This window comes from Methylobacterium sp. Leaf104 (genome assembly GCF_001422885.1).
Taxonomy (GTDB): Bacteria; Pseudomonadota; Alphaproteobacteria; order Rhizobiales; family Beijerinckiaceae; genus Methylobacterium.
In genome coordinates, this window is record NZ_LMMZ01000001.1 from 111412 (window position 1) to 124599 (window position 13188).

The window sequence follows — 13188 nt, forward strand, 5'->3', positions numbered from 1 at the left end:
ACCATTTGAATAGTCTTTGAAAAAGGAAAGTGTTCTTATCGAGCTATGCGCGTGGATCAACGGTCTGAAAACCGCACGGTGCATTGTGCACTGCCCAGCAACGCCGGTCCGGCGGATAGGGTTGCGCGAAGACTTGCTGTCGACATGTGCGCCGGGGCACGCGGCCTCCGACGCATCGAGGCCGGCCCGGGCGAGGCGCGCCGATCCTGTCCGGATCGACCGCCCTTTCTCGCGCACGGGAGACCGGCGCGGCGCGGACCCGATCGACGAATCAGGTCGGCGCGGCCGAATCAGCGCGCGACGGTTTGGATCGTCTCGAACCCTTCGAACTGCGGATGGCCCAGGTAGAGGGGCTTGGTCGACGGCACGCGGCCATGGGCTTTCCGGAACTGCTCCGAGCGGGTCCAGGCCTCGAAATCGGCCTTGGACGACCAGATCGTGTGGGAGGCATACAGGACGTGGTCTTCCGCTTCGGGACCGCGCAGTAGATGGAACTCGACGAAGCCCGGCATTTCGCCCAGATGACTGTCGCGCCCGAGCCAAACCTGCTCGAAATCTTCGGTCGCGTCCTTGACGACTTTGAAGCGATTCATTGCGATATACATGATCCACCTGGGTTTTTCGGCGTCGCGAACGATCCGGTCCGACACCCTAAACCTGGGGCGGCAGCGGCCGAAAGTCATCGCCCCGGCGCATGCGTCGCGCTCCGCCCGCTGAGATGCGGCCGCCGAAACCGGGGGCCGGGTCCGGATCCGTGACGCATCCGCAGAGGACCGGCCCGTTCGCAGTGCAGCGAAACTGGCGAGGGACGGATACAACGTCAGGCTTGCAATTTGTGCCGGCTTTGTGGTCAAGCTGTCAGAACGGTCACGGTCGATGCTGATGCGGAGTAAACATCTAGTGGCATTTGACTGCAGACAAGGATAGTCTCCTCCACCTCGTTCTATCGACGGTCGACTGCGCTGGTTTCGTGGCGAATGAACTTAAGGAATCCTGCACGCCTCCGTACGAAAGCGTTCAAACCTCATCGTCCCCGGGGCTGGTCCGGGCGGGGGCTGGGAAATTCTACAGGGACTGAATCGAGAGATGATGCCTAAGCAGACCACCGACGTCGATCGCCTCGTCGGATTGAGGATCACCGCCCTGCGCAAGGCGCGCGGTCTGAGCCAGACCGCGCTCGGAACCGCCGTCGGCGTGACCTTCCAGCAGGTTCAGAAATACGAGAAGGGGCAGAACCGCGTCGGCGCCGGGCGCCTGCGGGAGATCGCCCGTCTCCTGGAGGTCCCGGTCTCGGCGTTCTTCGAGGAGGACGAGGTCGGCGGCACCCAGTCCGACGTGTTCGGCTTTCTGAGCGCGCAGGGTGCCATCGAACTCCTGCGGGCCTACGCGCTGATCGAGGACGATCAGCTGCGACGCGACGTGCTCGCCATCGTGCGGACGGCCGCGAAGATGGGCAAGCAGGCGCCCGAGCCCGCCGCTGCGGCGCCCGCGGCCGTCGCCGCCAGCTAGGGCGCTCGCCGCGAGCGCCCTAGCCGATCCAGTGGAAGAAGCTGCCGGTGACGGAGCCGCGGCGATGCCCGGCCAGGCCGAGGGACACGCCCTCCGCATCGGTCACCGCCGCGAGCCCCGTCTCGGGCGTCGGTGGCCCGCTCCGCTCGCTGGCATAGTGGAACTCGTGCCCGACCAGGCGCGCGCCCGCCGCCCCGAGGGACCCCGCGGCCAGGAGCGTCGCCACCCGGTAGCCGAGATGCAGCCGGCGCGTCCGGTAGGAAGTCGCCACCGGCAGCAGGCCCGCCATGGGATGCGTGACCCCTGCCGCATCCTCCAGGCTCTCGCCGAGAACCATGTAGCCGCCGCACTCGCCGTGCACCGGCTTGGCCCACGCGAAGTCCCGTAAGCCGCCGAGGAAGCGATCCGCCCGCGCCAGGGGCTCGGCATGGAGCTCGGGGTAGCCGCCGGGCAGCCAGCAGGCATCGCAATCGGCCGGGGGCGCCTCGTCGGCCAGGGGCGAGAACGGGATGAGTTCGGCGCCCGCCGCCCGCCAGCCCGTCGCCATGTGCGGATACAGGAACGAGAACGCCGCATCCGACGCGATGGCGATGCGCTGGCCCGGCGGGCGCGGCAGGCGGCCCGCGCCCGGAGCCGGCGCCGCCCCGGCCGCGACGGCCAGGATCGCGTCGAGGTCGAGGCCGGCCTCGGCGAGGTCGGCGAGCCGGTCGAGGCGGGGCTCGAGGTCGTTGGTCTCGCGGGCCTGGACGAGGCCGAGATGGCGCTCGGGCAGGACGAGGCTGGCATCCCGCATCAGCGCCCCGAGCACCGGCATGTCGATGCGGCTCAGTCCGGTCTCGACGAGGCGGCGGTGGCGGGCACTCGCGACCTTGTTGAGGATCACCCCGGCGATGCGGATGCGCGGATCGTAGGCCCTGCAGCCGAGGGCGAGGGCGGCGGCCGACTGCGCCGCGCCCGAGACGTCGAGGACGAGGATCACCGGCCAGCCGTAGCGGGCGGCGATGTCGGCATTCGCGCCCGTGCGCCCCTCCGGCGCCACGATGCCGTCGAACAGCCCCATCGAGCCCTCGGCGACGACGAGGTCGGCATCCGTGGCCGCGAGGGCCGCCACCGCGTCGAGCATCGGCTCCGGCATGGCGAAGCTGTCGAGGTTGAAGCTCGGATGCCCCGTGGCGGCCTGGTGGAAGGCGGGGTCGATGTAGTCCGGCCCGCACTTGGCCCCGCGCACGGCGAGACCCCGGCGGGCGAGCGCCCGCATCAGCGCCAGGGTCACGGTGGTCTTGCCCGAGCTGGAGCGCGGGGCGGCGACGAGGAGGCCGGGCACGCTCAACGGGGGGCTCCGTCCGCGCGCGCGCCCAGCACGCTCTCGCCCGTCGGCCGGAAGCGCCGGTCGTAATCGGTGGAATACAGGGCGCTCTCCCGGAACTCCGCCGGGTCGAGGGCGGGGCCGACCAGGATCAGCGCCGTGCGCTCCAGCCCCGCCTCCGCCACCTGGCCCGCGATCGTCGCCAGGCTTCCGGTGAGCACCCGCTCGTCGGGCCAGGTGGCGCGAAACACCACCGCGACCGGGCAATCCGCGCCGTAGAACGGACTCAACTCGGCGACCACCGCGTCGACGACGTGGATCGAGAGGTGCAGGGCCAGCGTCGCCCCAGTGCTCGCGAAGGCCGCCAGGGTCTCGCGCTCCGGCATCGCGCTGGCGCGCCCGGAGGTCCGGGTCAGCACGACGGATTGGGCGAGACCCGGCACGGTGAGTTCGCGCCGCAGGAGCGCGGCGGCGGCGGCGAAGGACGGCACGCCCGGCGTCACCGTGAAGGGGATGCCGGCCTGGGTCAGGCGGCGGGTCTGCTCCGCCAGCGCGCTCCAGATCGAGAGGTCGCCGGAGTGCAGGCGCGCGACGTCCTGGCCCGCCGCGTGGGCGGCCGCGCATTCGGCCACGATGGCGTCGAGGTCGAGGGGCGCCGTGTCGACGATGCGGGCACCCGGCGGACACCAGCCCAGGATCTCGGGGGCGACGAGGGAGCCCGCATGCAGGCAGACGGGGCAGAGCGCGATCAGCTCGCGGCCGCGGACGGTGATGAGGTCGGCGGCGCCCGGGCCGGCGCCGATGAAGTGAACGGTCATGGTCCCTGCGTGACGGATTGTGCGCGAAGCGCAAGGGCGCAGGTCGCCCCGGCACTGGCGATTCGCCGCACCAGCAGGGTCGCGCCGGGGCCGGCGGCCGCGAGCGCGGCGGCCTCCGCCACCGAGCCGACCCGGCGCGATGCCTCGATCCGCCGCGAACGGGTGGGCACGTTGGCATCCACGGCGATCAAGGCCTCGGGCGGAACCGCGTCCAGGGGGCATCCGAGCGTCTCGGCGACCGCGCGGATCGCCGGCTCCCCGGCCCGGTCGCCGGCGGTGGCGAGGCGGGCGGGGCGGAGGCCCGGCAGGCCGGCCGCGTCGCAGGCCCGCTCGATCAGGGCGAGGATCTCGGCGGGCGACGTCGCATGGCGGAACCCGATCCCGGCCACGAGGTCGCGCGCGGCCGGTGTCATCCCTTGACCCAGGCCCATTGCGTCACCGGCATCGCGCCGCGCCAGCCGTGCAGGTGCCCGACCGGATCGGCATGGGCGATCGTCAGGCGCTTGAGGCTGCCGCCGCGCTGCGCGAAGGCCGCGAGCAGCACGGCCTCGCCCTCCAGGGTCACCACGTTGGCGACGAGGCGTCCGCCCGGTGGCAGGGCGGCCACGGCCGCGTCGAGCACCCCCGGCGCGGTGACGCCGCCGCCGATGAAAACGGTGTCGGGCGCCGGCAGGCCGGCGAGCGCCGCCGGGGCGGGGCCCTCCACCACGCGCAGGTCGGGTACGCCGAGGCGCCCTGCGTTGCGGGCGACGCGGGCGGCCCGGGCCGGATTGCCCTCGACGGCGATGGCCCTGAGACTCGGATGGCGCAGCATCCACTCGATGGAGATCGAGCCGGCCCCGGCGCCGATGTCCCACAGGGTCTGGCCGGCACGCGGGCGCAGGGCCGCCAGCGTCACGGCCCGGATATCGGCCTTGGTCAATTGGCCGTCGTTCTCGAACCAGGCGTCGTCGAGGCCGGGGCTGAGGGCGACGATCTGCGCCGTGGGCGAACCGGCCACCTCGATGCCCAGTGTGTTGAGGGGATCGAGCCCGGTGAGGTCGAAACCCGCGGCCGTCGCGCCGCGCCGGCGCTCGCGCGGGCCGCCCATGGCCTCCAGGACGGTGAGGCGCGACGCGCCGAGGCCGCGCTCGGCCAGGAGCGCGGCGACCGCCGCCGGCGTGGTCTCGTCCCAGGTCAGGACGAGGAGGCGGGCGCCGGGCTGGAGATGGGGGATCAGCCGGGACAGCGCCCGGCCGTGCAGGGTGAGGCAACTCGTCTCCGCCAGGGGCCAGCCAAGGCGGGCGCTGGCGAGGCTGAAGGCGGAGGGGTGGGGGAAGACCCGCATCTCCTCGGCCGGGACGAGCCGGGCGATCTCGGCGCCGATGCCGTAATGGAACGGGTCGCCCGTCGCCAGGATGCAGGTGGGTGTCCCGCGCCGGGCGAGGAGACCCGGATACGCGTCGGAGATCGGGCTCGGCCAGGGCCGCGCCTCGGCGGCGAGGGGGGCTGCCAGCGCCAGGTGCCGGCGCCCGCCATAGACGAGGTGCGCGCCGTCGAGGGCGGCGGCGGCGGCGGGGCTCAGGCCCGCCCGGCCATCCTCGCCGATGCCCACGATGGTGAGCCAGGGGACGTGCGCCCGCCGGGTGGACTCGGTGTCACCGGTCATGGACAACGCCCTCATGGGCGGGGGAAGCATGCGGATTCTGATCCTGGGCGGTACCGGCGAGGCGAGCGCGCTGGTGCGCGGGCTCCTGGCGGCGGATCGCAGCCTCGCCGTCACCCTGTCGCTCGCCGGCCGGACCAGCCAGCCGAAGGCGGAGCCCGTGCCGACGCGCATCGGCGGCTTCGGCGGGCCCGAGGGCCTGGCCGCCTGGCTGAGGCAGGACCGCACCGATCTCATGGTCGACGCGACGCATCCCTTCGCGGCCCGGATGAGTGCCAACGCGGCCGAGGCCTGCGCCCGGACCGGGACGCGCCTGCTGGCGATCCGCCGTCCGGCCTGGAAGCCGCTGCCCGGCGACCGCTGGACGGTCGTGCCCGACATGGCGGCCGCCGCCCGGGCGCTCGGCCCCGCGCCGCGCCGGGTCTTCCTCACCATCGGGCGGCAGGAGGTCGGCGCCTTCGCCGCGGCGCCGCAGCACGATTACGTGGTGCGCGCCATCGAGGGCATCGATCTGGCGGTCCCGAGGCTGACGTCCATTCAAGCGCGCGGCCCGTTCGACGCGGCCGCCGAGGCGGCGTTCCTGACCGCGCGCGCGATCGAAATCCTGGTCAGCAAGAATTCCGGCGGTGACGCCACCTCCGGCAAGATCGCCGCGGCGCGGGCGCTGGGTTTGCCCGTGGTGATGGTCGACCGACCGGAGAAACCGGACGTGCCGCGCGTGCCGGACGTCGCGGAAGCCCTCGCGCGCATCGCCGCGCTCTGATCGTCGATCCGGCAGATCGCAACGGTCGACGTGGCCGGAACGGACCCCCTCTCCCGTGTGGGAGAGGGTTGGGGTGAGGGGCGTGCCCCATCCGGAGACGTCCCACACCTCACCCCGTCCCTCTCCTTCCAGGAGAGGGGACCCGAGCGCGTCCGAATCCGACTGGTTCGGCCGGAGCCGCGCGGAGGCCTGCGCCGACACGCCCATCAGGCAGCCGGCACGCTGCGCGGCGTGTAGACGAAGGGCGTCGCCTCGCCGCGCGGGATTAGGCGGGTGGCCGAGGCGCCGATGATCACGACGGTGGCCATGTCGGCGGTGCTGACGCGGGCCTCGTCGAGGGTGAGCACCCGGATCGCCTCGTCGGGCCGCGAGACCGCGCGGGCGAAGACCACCGGCGTGTCGCCGCGCCGGATCCCGGCGGCCAGGTCGAGGGCCTTGCCGAGCTGCCAAGGCCGGGCGGAGGAGATCGGGTTGTAGAGGGAGACCACGAAATCCGCCCGCAGGACCGCTTCCAGCCGGGCGGTGATGACCTCCCAGGGCTTGAGGTTGTCCGAGAGCGACATCGCGCAGAAATCGCCGCCCAGCGGCGCGCCGAGGCGGGCGGCCGCGGCCAGCATCGCGGTGATGCCGGGCTCCACCGTGATGGGAAGCCTGGCCCAGGCCGGGTCGCCGGCCTCCACCGCCTCGAACACCGCCGCCGCCATGGCGAACACGCCGGGGTCGCCGCCCGAGACCACCGCGACGCGCCGCCCGGAGGCGGCGAGTTCGAGGGCGTGGCGCGCCCGGTCGACCTCGACGCGGTTGTCGCTGGCATGGCGGACGAGCCCCGGCCGCTCGGGCACCCGGGCGACGTAGGGGATGTAGCCGATGAGGTCCTGCGCCTGGGCCAGAGCCTCCTGGGCGGCGGCCGTGAGCAGGCGCGGATCGCCGGGTCCGAGGCCGACGATGGTGACGGACCCCGGGACGGGACCGCTCACGGCCGGCGTCCCTCGCCCGGCAGGAGCACCATCGAGAAGTAGGGCGCGACGTCGTCGAGCTTGTCCTTGAGGGCGATCACCCGCTCGCCCGCCATGGTGCCGCGCTCGACATAGACCGCCCGCTCCAGCACGCCGGCCTCGGCGAGCGCCGCCCGCACCTTCGGCAGGTGGCGGCCGAGCTTCATCAGCACGGCGGCGTCGGTGCGCGCCAGGCGCTCAACCAGGTCGGCGTGCGGCAGGGTGGCGGGCAGCACGGTGAGCACGTCGTCGCCCCAGGTGATCGGGGTGCCGGCCCGGGTCCAGCAGCCGGACATGCCGGTGACGCCGGGCACCACCTCCACGGGGAAGCGGTCCTTCAGGCGGCGCCACAGGTGCATGAAGGAGCCGTAGAAGAACGGGTCGCCCTCCGACAGGATCGCGACGTCCCGGCCCGCGCCGAGATGGTCGGCGAGGCGGGCCGAGGCGTCGTCGTAGAAGGCGGCGAGCGCCGCGACGTATTCGGGATGCTCGGGGTGAAGCTCGGTGGTGTAGGGGTAGACCAGCGGGCATTCCCGCGCCGGCTCCGAGGCCAGCACGGCATCCGCGATGGTGCGGGCATTCCCGCGCCGGCCCTTCTTGCAGAAATGCACCAGCACGGGAGCCCGCTCCAGCACCCGCAGGGCGCGCAGGGTGAGGTAGTCCGGCTCGCCCGGACCCATGCCGACGCCGAACAGGGTGCCGGTGGTCACCGCGCGCGGATTCTCGGTCCGCTCCGCCGCGTCGGGGGGAAGCCGCTCGCCCGAATCCATCACTCGATCTCTTGCGCGAGCGCGTTGACGGCCGCGGCGGTCATGGCGCTGCCGCCGCGCCGGCCATGGACCACGATGAAGGGCACGCGGCCGTCGCGGGCGAGCGCCTCCTTCGATTCGGCGGCACCGACGAACCCGACCGGGATGCCGATGACGGCGGCCGGGGGCGGCACGCCCTCGTCGAGGAGTTCGAGCAGGCGGAACAGCGCGGTCGGGGCATTGCCCACCGCCACGACGCTGCCGGGCAGGTGCTCGCGCCAGAGCTCCATGGCGGCGGCCGAGCGGGTGGTGCCCATGGCGGCGGCCAGCTCCGGCACGCGCGGATCGCTCAGGGTGCAGATCACCCGGTTGTCGGCGGGCAGCCGCGCCCGGGTGACGCCGTCGGCGACCATGCGGACGTCGCACAGGATCGGCGCGCCGGCCTTCAGGGCCGCCTCGCCGGCCTGTGCGAAATCGGGGGAGGCCTCCACGTCGCGCGGCAGGTCGGTCATGCCGCAGGCGTGGATCATCCGCACCACGACCCGCTCGGCGGTGCCCTGGAAGCGCGCGAGATCGGCCTCGGCCCGGATCATCGCGAAGGAGCGGGCGTAGATCGCCCCTCCGTCACGCAGGTAGTCGAGGCGGGAACTCATGACGGTCGCGGTCCTGGCGGGGGGTCTGGGACGATCTGGGCGAGGGATAATGCCGAATCCGCCCTCCTTACGCGCTCCAGCGCGGCCTCGAAAGGGAGGCGCGTCGCCGGCAACGCATCGGGGCGCCCGGACAGCACGACGTCGTAGCGGCCGTCCCGCCCGACGAGGGTGAGGTCGGCGGCGCCCGGATGGGCGCAGCCCTTGGGGCAGCCCGAGACATGGGCGCGCAGGCCCCGCGCCGCGAAGGGCCGGAACGCCTCGGCCAGGCGGGCCGCGTCGTGCAGGGTCGGCGTCGAGCCCGAGGCGCAGGCCGGTGCGCCGGGGCAGGCCGCCACGGCCCCGCGCGGATCGTCGGCCCGCGTCAGGAAGCCGGCCTCGGCCAGGGCTCTGCGCGCGGTCTCGGCGGCTCCGGCATCGACGCAGACGAGGAGGACGCCGCGGGTCGGGGAGAGGCGCAGATCCGCAGCCCCGGCGGCGTCCGCCGTGTCGGCGAGACGGCCGAGCGCATCGGCCGTGCCGCGGCCGAAGGGAGCGTCGACGAGGAGGGCGACGGGGCCATCCGCCACCGGGGGCGCGGATCGCGGGGAGCCGCGTTCGGGCCCGACGGGCGTGGGCAGGGGGAACGCGCCCGGGCTCGGGGCGGACGACGCGGCCGGGGCCGGGATTGGCGGCAGGGCGAAGCGAGCCGGGATCTCCGCGCGCGCCACGTCGAAGACATCGCGCATCCGGCGCTGCCCGCTCGCCGCCAGCAGGCGCAGGGCCGCCTCCACGATGGTCTCCCCGTCGTCGGGCAGGCGCCACCAGGCCGCATCGCCGGCGAGATGCAGGGCCAGGCCACCGCGGATGGCGACACAGTGAAGGTCGGCTTCCGCCGGGCCGAGGGCGATGCCGTGGACGTCCGACTCGACGGCGACCAGGGATTTCGGCGGCAGGCCGGCGATCTCCAGCCCGATCGCCTCGATCCGGCGGGCCAGGGCCGGGACATCGACCGTCCCGGCGGGTTCGAACCCCGCCAGCGGCGTGGTCAGGGTGAGGCGCTGCGGGCCGCCGTCGTGACGGACATCCCCGAGCCCGGCGGCAGCCAGGGCTTCGGCCAGACCGCAGCGGCTCGCCTCGGTGACGCCGCGGATCTGCAGGTTGGCCCGGGCGGTGACGTCGACATGGCCGTTGCCGAAGCGGCGCGCGGCGTCCGCCACCGCCCGGGCCTGGGCCGCGGTGAGGCGCCCGAGGGGCGGGTGGACGCGGGCGAGCAGGCCGTCGCCGGTGGGCATCGGCCGGGCAAGGCTCGGGCACCAGCCGCGCCGGCTCGGCGCCTCCGGAGCGACGCGGCGGGGCGCGTTCATTCGGCGGCCTCGCGCGGGAGTTCGCCCGCAGCCAGTTCGCCCGCAGCCATCTCGTCCGCAGCGATGGCGTTGCGCCGGGTGGTCCAGAGGCCGCGCCGGCGGGCCTCGTCGAAGCGTTCGAGGATGGCGCGGGCCGCCTCCGGATTGGCCGCCCGCAGGGCCTCGAAGGTCTCGAGGTCGGCGATCATCGCGCCGTAGAGTCGGTCGAGGTCGGCGTCGGAGACCGCGTCCGTGGTCGCGGCGAGGACGAAGACCGCGTCGATCCCCTGCGCCAGTTCCTGGGCGCCGCGATAGCCGTGCCGGAGCTGCGCCGCGATCCAGCGCGGATGGGCGAGGCGGCCCCGGATCAGGCGGGCGGCGTCCTCGCGGGCGGTGCGGGCCTTCGGGGTCTCGGGCGCGGCGACGTCGAGGCTGTAGAGGGCGGGGCTCGCCCCCGTCAGGGCGGCGGCGGCCGAGAAGCCGCCCATCGCCTCCACGGCCGCGTCGCCGTCGAGGAGGTCGCGCTCGGCGACGTCGAAGGCATGCACGTAGGCGTCGGCGCCCGCGACCCGCGCCGCGAAGCCGGCATCCGCCGCCTCCGCCGTGCCGCCATAGGCGTGGGAGGTCGCATCCAGATAGGCGCGTCCGAGATCGTCGCGGCTGTCCCAGGCGCCGTCCAGGGCGAGGCCGCCCGCACCCGCGCCGTAGCGCCCGGGCGCCGCGCCGTAGACCCGGGCCGGCGCCTCGCCCCGGCGGCGGGCGGCGGCGAGGGGGTTCTCATCGTCCTCCTCCTCGCGGGCGGCCACCGCCTCGGCGGCGCGGGCGAGCAGCGACAGGGTCTCGGGGAAGGTGTCGCGAAAGGCGCCCGAGACCCGCACCGTCACGTCGATGCGCGGCCGGTCGAGGAGGGCCAGCGGCAGCACCTCGAAGCCGGTGACGCGGGTGGAGGCATGGTCCCAGACCGGACGCACGCCCATCAGCGCCAGGGCGTGGGCGATGTCCTCGCCGCCGGTGCGCAGGGTCGGCGAGGCCCAGAGGTCCATGACGATCCGGGCCGGGTACTCGCCCTCGTCCTGCAGGTAGCGCAGGACCACGGCGTCGGCCGCCCGGGCGCCCAGGGTCGTCGCGGCCCGGGTCGGCAGGCTGCGCGGGTCCAGGGTGGCGAGGTTGCGCCCCGTGGGCATCACGTCGGTGCGCCCGCGCGACGGCGAGCCGGCAGGTCCGGGGGCCACAAAGCGCCCGTCGAGGGCGCGCAGCAGGCCGAGGCGCTCGCCCTCGGCGCAGGCCGCCACGGCGGCGGGCGCCTCCGGGGCCGCGCGGCCGAAGACGTGCAGCCCGTCGCGCGCGGTCACCTCGCCGAGGTCGCAGAGATGCGCGTCGAGGGCCGCCAGCGCGTCCGGCATCGGGGTGTCGGCGTCGATTCCGGCGCCGGCGAGGAGCCCGGCCGACATCGCCTCGTCCAGGATGGTGCGCGCCAGGATCGCGGCGCGGCGCGGATCGAGCACGCTGGCGGCGGAATACTCCTCCACGAGTTCGCGCAGCCGTACCGCGTCGGGGTCGAGCCCCGTCACGCCGGTCTGCGGCGTCAGGTGCCCGAGGGCGACGCCCCCGAGGCGCCGCTTCAGGGGCGCGGCCTCGCCCGGATCGTCGACGATGAAGGGATAGACCACCGGGAGCGCCCCGACGGCGCGGGCCGGCCAGCAATCCGGCGAGAGCGCCACGGCCTTGCCCGGCAGCCACTCGGTGGTGCCGTGGGTGCCGAGATGGATCAGGGCATCGAACCGGCTGCGCAGGCCGAGATGGAAGGCCAGATAGGCATGGGTCGGCACCGCGTCGGGGTCGTGATAGGCGGCCTTGCGGTCCTTCGACCGCCCGCGATCGGGCTGGAGGAAGACGGCGAGGCGCCCGCCCTCCGGGGCCAGGCTCGCGAAGCGGAAGGCGCCGTCCCGGCAGGCCGGGTCGGCCTCCGGCGGCCCCCATTCGGCATCGAGGCCGGCGCGGGCGGTCTCGGGCAGCGTGCCGAGCCAGTCGCGATAGGCATCGAGGGAGACCGCGAAGTCTCTCGGCCCCCGCGTCAGCCTCCGCATCAGGGCTTCGGCCCCGGGCAGCGCGCCGACGCCGTAGCCGGCTTGGCGCAGATCCGCGACGATCGCCCGGGCGCTTTCCGGCGTGTCGAGGCCGACGGCGAAGCCCGCGCGGCCGCCGCGGGCGGGATAGTCCGACAGCACCAGGGCGAGGCGGCGCTCGGCGCGGGGGAGGCGAGCGAGGCGGACCCAGGCGGCGGCGCGCTCGGCGAGCGCCGCGATGCCCTCCGCATGGGGCACGGCGCGGCGCTCGGCGAAGCCCTCGGTCTCCGGTCCCTCTTCCTTGAACGCGATCGGGAACCCGGAGAGCCGCCCGTCGAATTCCGGCAGGGCGACCTGCATGGCGAGATCCGCGGCCCCCATGCCCCGGGCCGAGGCGGTCCAGGCGTCCCGCGCCGCGCCGATGCTGAAGGCCTGGATCACCGGGCAATCGGCGGTATCGAGGACGAAATCCGCATCCTCCCGGGCCGAGAAGGCGGTGGCGGCGATCACGATGGCGGGCCGATGCGCGGCGATGGCCGCCCCGAGCGGAGCGGTCGCGGCCGGGTCCTTCAGGCTCGACACGGCCACCACCAGCACCGCGAGGCCGCGGGCCTGGAGCGCGGCGCCCAACGCGGCGATCGGCGCGGTGTCGCCGGAGAGCACGCTCGACCGGTAGACCACGAGCAGCGCCACCGGCGCCTGGTCCAAACCGATCTGGAAGGGCCGCCCGGCGGCGACGGCCTGCGCCTCGTCGACGGGGCCGCAGCCCGGGCAGCAGACGAAGCCGCGGGGCAGGGGCCGAGGCGGCTCGACCGCTCCGGCGCATCCGATCTCGGCGGCGATGCGCCCGATCAGGCGGCGCAGGTTCGCAGCGCCTCCGGCCCGGAAATAGGCGTCGAAGTCGGGGGCGAGGTCGGGCTTCGTGGAATAGCCGTCGAGGCGCGGATCGGGCCGGTCGTCCCCCGGCAGCACCACGAGCACCACCCCGGCGGCGCGGGCGGCCGCGCTGGCGCGCTCGAGGCCGTAGCGCCAGTAGTCGAGGCCGCCGAGGCAGCGGATCACGACGATCCGTGCCTTGGCGATCACGGACTCGACGTAGAGGTCGACCGACATCGGGTGGCGAAGCTTCGCGAGCTTGGCGAGCCGCAGGGTCGGCGCCGCGGCCGAGCCCGCCGGGAAGGCGGCCGCGTGGGCGCTGGCCATGCCGAACAGGTCGGAATCGGTGAAGGACAGGAAGACGATGTCTCCCGGCGCCTGGCCGAGATCGACCGCGGCTTCGCCCTCGTCGAGGGAGACCGTATCGATGCGGATCAGGTGCATGGCAGCCGACCCGGCGTCCTGCACCTGTTCATGGCCCCGTTC

General features: G+C 74.3%; 12 protein-coding genes. 2 read left to right on the forward strand and 10 right to left on the reverse strand.

The window, feature by feature from the left end; all coding sequences use genetic code 11:
• Positions 1–290: 290 nt before the first annotated feature.
• The gene (locus ASF49_RS00540) at positions 291–605 is read right to left on the reverse strand and encodes an antibiotic biosynthesis monooxygenase family protein (protein WP_056466106.1); all 315 of its coding nucleotides are present in this window, start codon (positions 603–605) and stop codon (positions 291–293) included.
• A gap of 481 nt (positions 606–1086) precedes the next feature.
• Here ASF49_RS00540 and ASF49_RS00545 point away from each other — a divergent pair, with 481 nt between their 5' ends.
• Entirely contained in the window at positions 1087–1509 is a 423-nt protein-coding gene (locus ASF49_RS00545; protein WP_056466107.1) for a helix-turn-helix domain-containing protein, read from the forward strand.
• Positions 1510–1528: 19 nt separating this feature from the next.
• Here the strand turns inward: ASF49_RS00545 and ASF49_RS00550 are convergent, their stop codons facing one another.
• From ASF49_RS00550 to cbiE, 4 genes are read right to left on the reverse strand one after another with little or no spacing between them, the layout of a single operon-like run.
• Positions 1529–2839: a cobyrinate a,c-diamide synthase gene (locus ASF49_RS00550; protein ID WP_056466108.1), complete on the reverse strand. Its 1311-nt coding sequence runs from the start codon at positions 2837–2839 to the stop codon at positions 1529–1531.
• Positions 2836–3633 (reverse strand): precorrin-4 C(11)-methyltransferase, encoded by a 798-nt coding sequence (gene cobM / locus ASF49_RS00555; protein WP_056466111.1) that lies wholly within the window; start codon positions 3631–3633, stop codon positions 2836–2838. Before cobM ends, ASF49_RS00550 begins: the two co-directional genes overlap by 4 nt.
• On the reverse strand, positions 3630–4064 hold the full coding sequence (locus tag ASF49_RS00560) for a cobalamin biosynthesis protein (RefSeq protein ID WP_056466116.1): 435 nt from the start codon (positions 4062–4064) through the stop codon (positions 3630–3632). Before ASF49_RS00560 ends, cobM begins: the two co-directional genes overlap by 4 nt.
• Positions 4043–5281 carry a precorrin-6y C5,15-methyltransferase (decarboxylating) subunit CbiE gene (gene cbiE, locus ASF49_RS00565; protein ID WP_156652739.1) on the reverse strand — a complete coding sequence of 413 codons (1239 nt, stop codon included), beginning with the start codon at positions 5279–5281 and terminating at the stop codon, positions 4043–4045. The genes ASF49_RS00560 and cbiE overlap by 22 nt, the downstream gene beginning before the upstream one ends.
• On the opposite strand from cbiE, the gene ASF49_RS00570 reads away from it, so the two are divergent.
• A complete protein-coding gene (locus ASF49_RS00570) occupies positions 5280–6041 on the forward strand; it encodes a cobalt-precorrin-6A reductase (protein WP_056467855.1) in 762 nt (253 codons plus the stop codon). The two genes, cbiE and ASF49_RS00570, sit on opposite strands and share 2 nt — an antisense overlap.
• 206 nt (positions 6042–6247) lie before the next feature.
• Here the strand turns inward: ASF49_RS00570 and cobJ are convergent, their stop codons facing one another.
• From cobJ to cobN, 5 genes are read right to left on the reverse strand one after another with little or no spacing between them, the layout of a single operon-like run.
• Complete coding sequence (gene cobJ, locus ASF49_RS00575) at positions 6248–7018, reverse strand: precorrin-3B C(17)-methyltransferase (RefSeq protein WP_056466119.1); 771 nt, start codon at positions 7016–7018, stop codon at positions 6248–6250.
• Positions 7015–7806 carry a precorrin-2 C(20)-methyltransferase gene (locus ASF49_RS00580; protein WP_056466121.1) on the reverse strand — a complete coding sequence of 264 codons (792 nt, stop codon included), beginning with the start codon at positions 7804–7806 and terminating at the stop codon, positions 7015–7017. Before ASF49_RS00580 ends, cobJ begins: the two co-directional genes overlap by 4 nt.
• Positions 7806–8438, reverse strand: a complete 633-nt coding sequence (locus tag ASF49_RS00585; RefSeq protein WP_056466124.1) for a precorrin-8X methylmutase — start codon at positions 8436–8438, stop codon at positions 7806–7808. Before ASF49_RS00585 ends, ASF49_RS00580 begins: the two co-directional genes overlap by 1 nt.
• Positions 8435–9781, reverse strand: coding sequence for a precorrin-3B synthase (cobG, locus tag ASF49_RS00590; protein WP_056466127.1), 1347 nt, complete (start codon positions 9779–9781; stop codon positions 8435–8437). Before cobG ends, ASF49_RS00585 begins: the two co-directional genes overlap by 4 nt.
• Complete coding sequence (cobN, locus tag ASF49_RS00595) at positions 9778–13146, reverse strand: cobaltochelatase subunit CobN (protein WP_056466130.1); 3369 nt, start codon at positions 13144–13146, stop codon at positions 9778–9780. Before cobN ends, cobG begins: the two co-directional genes overlap by 4 nt.
• Between the last annotated feature and the right edge of the window lie 42 nt (positions 13147–13188).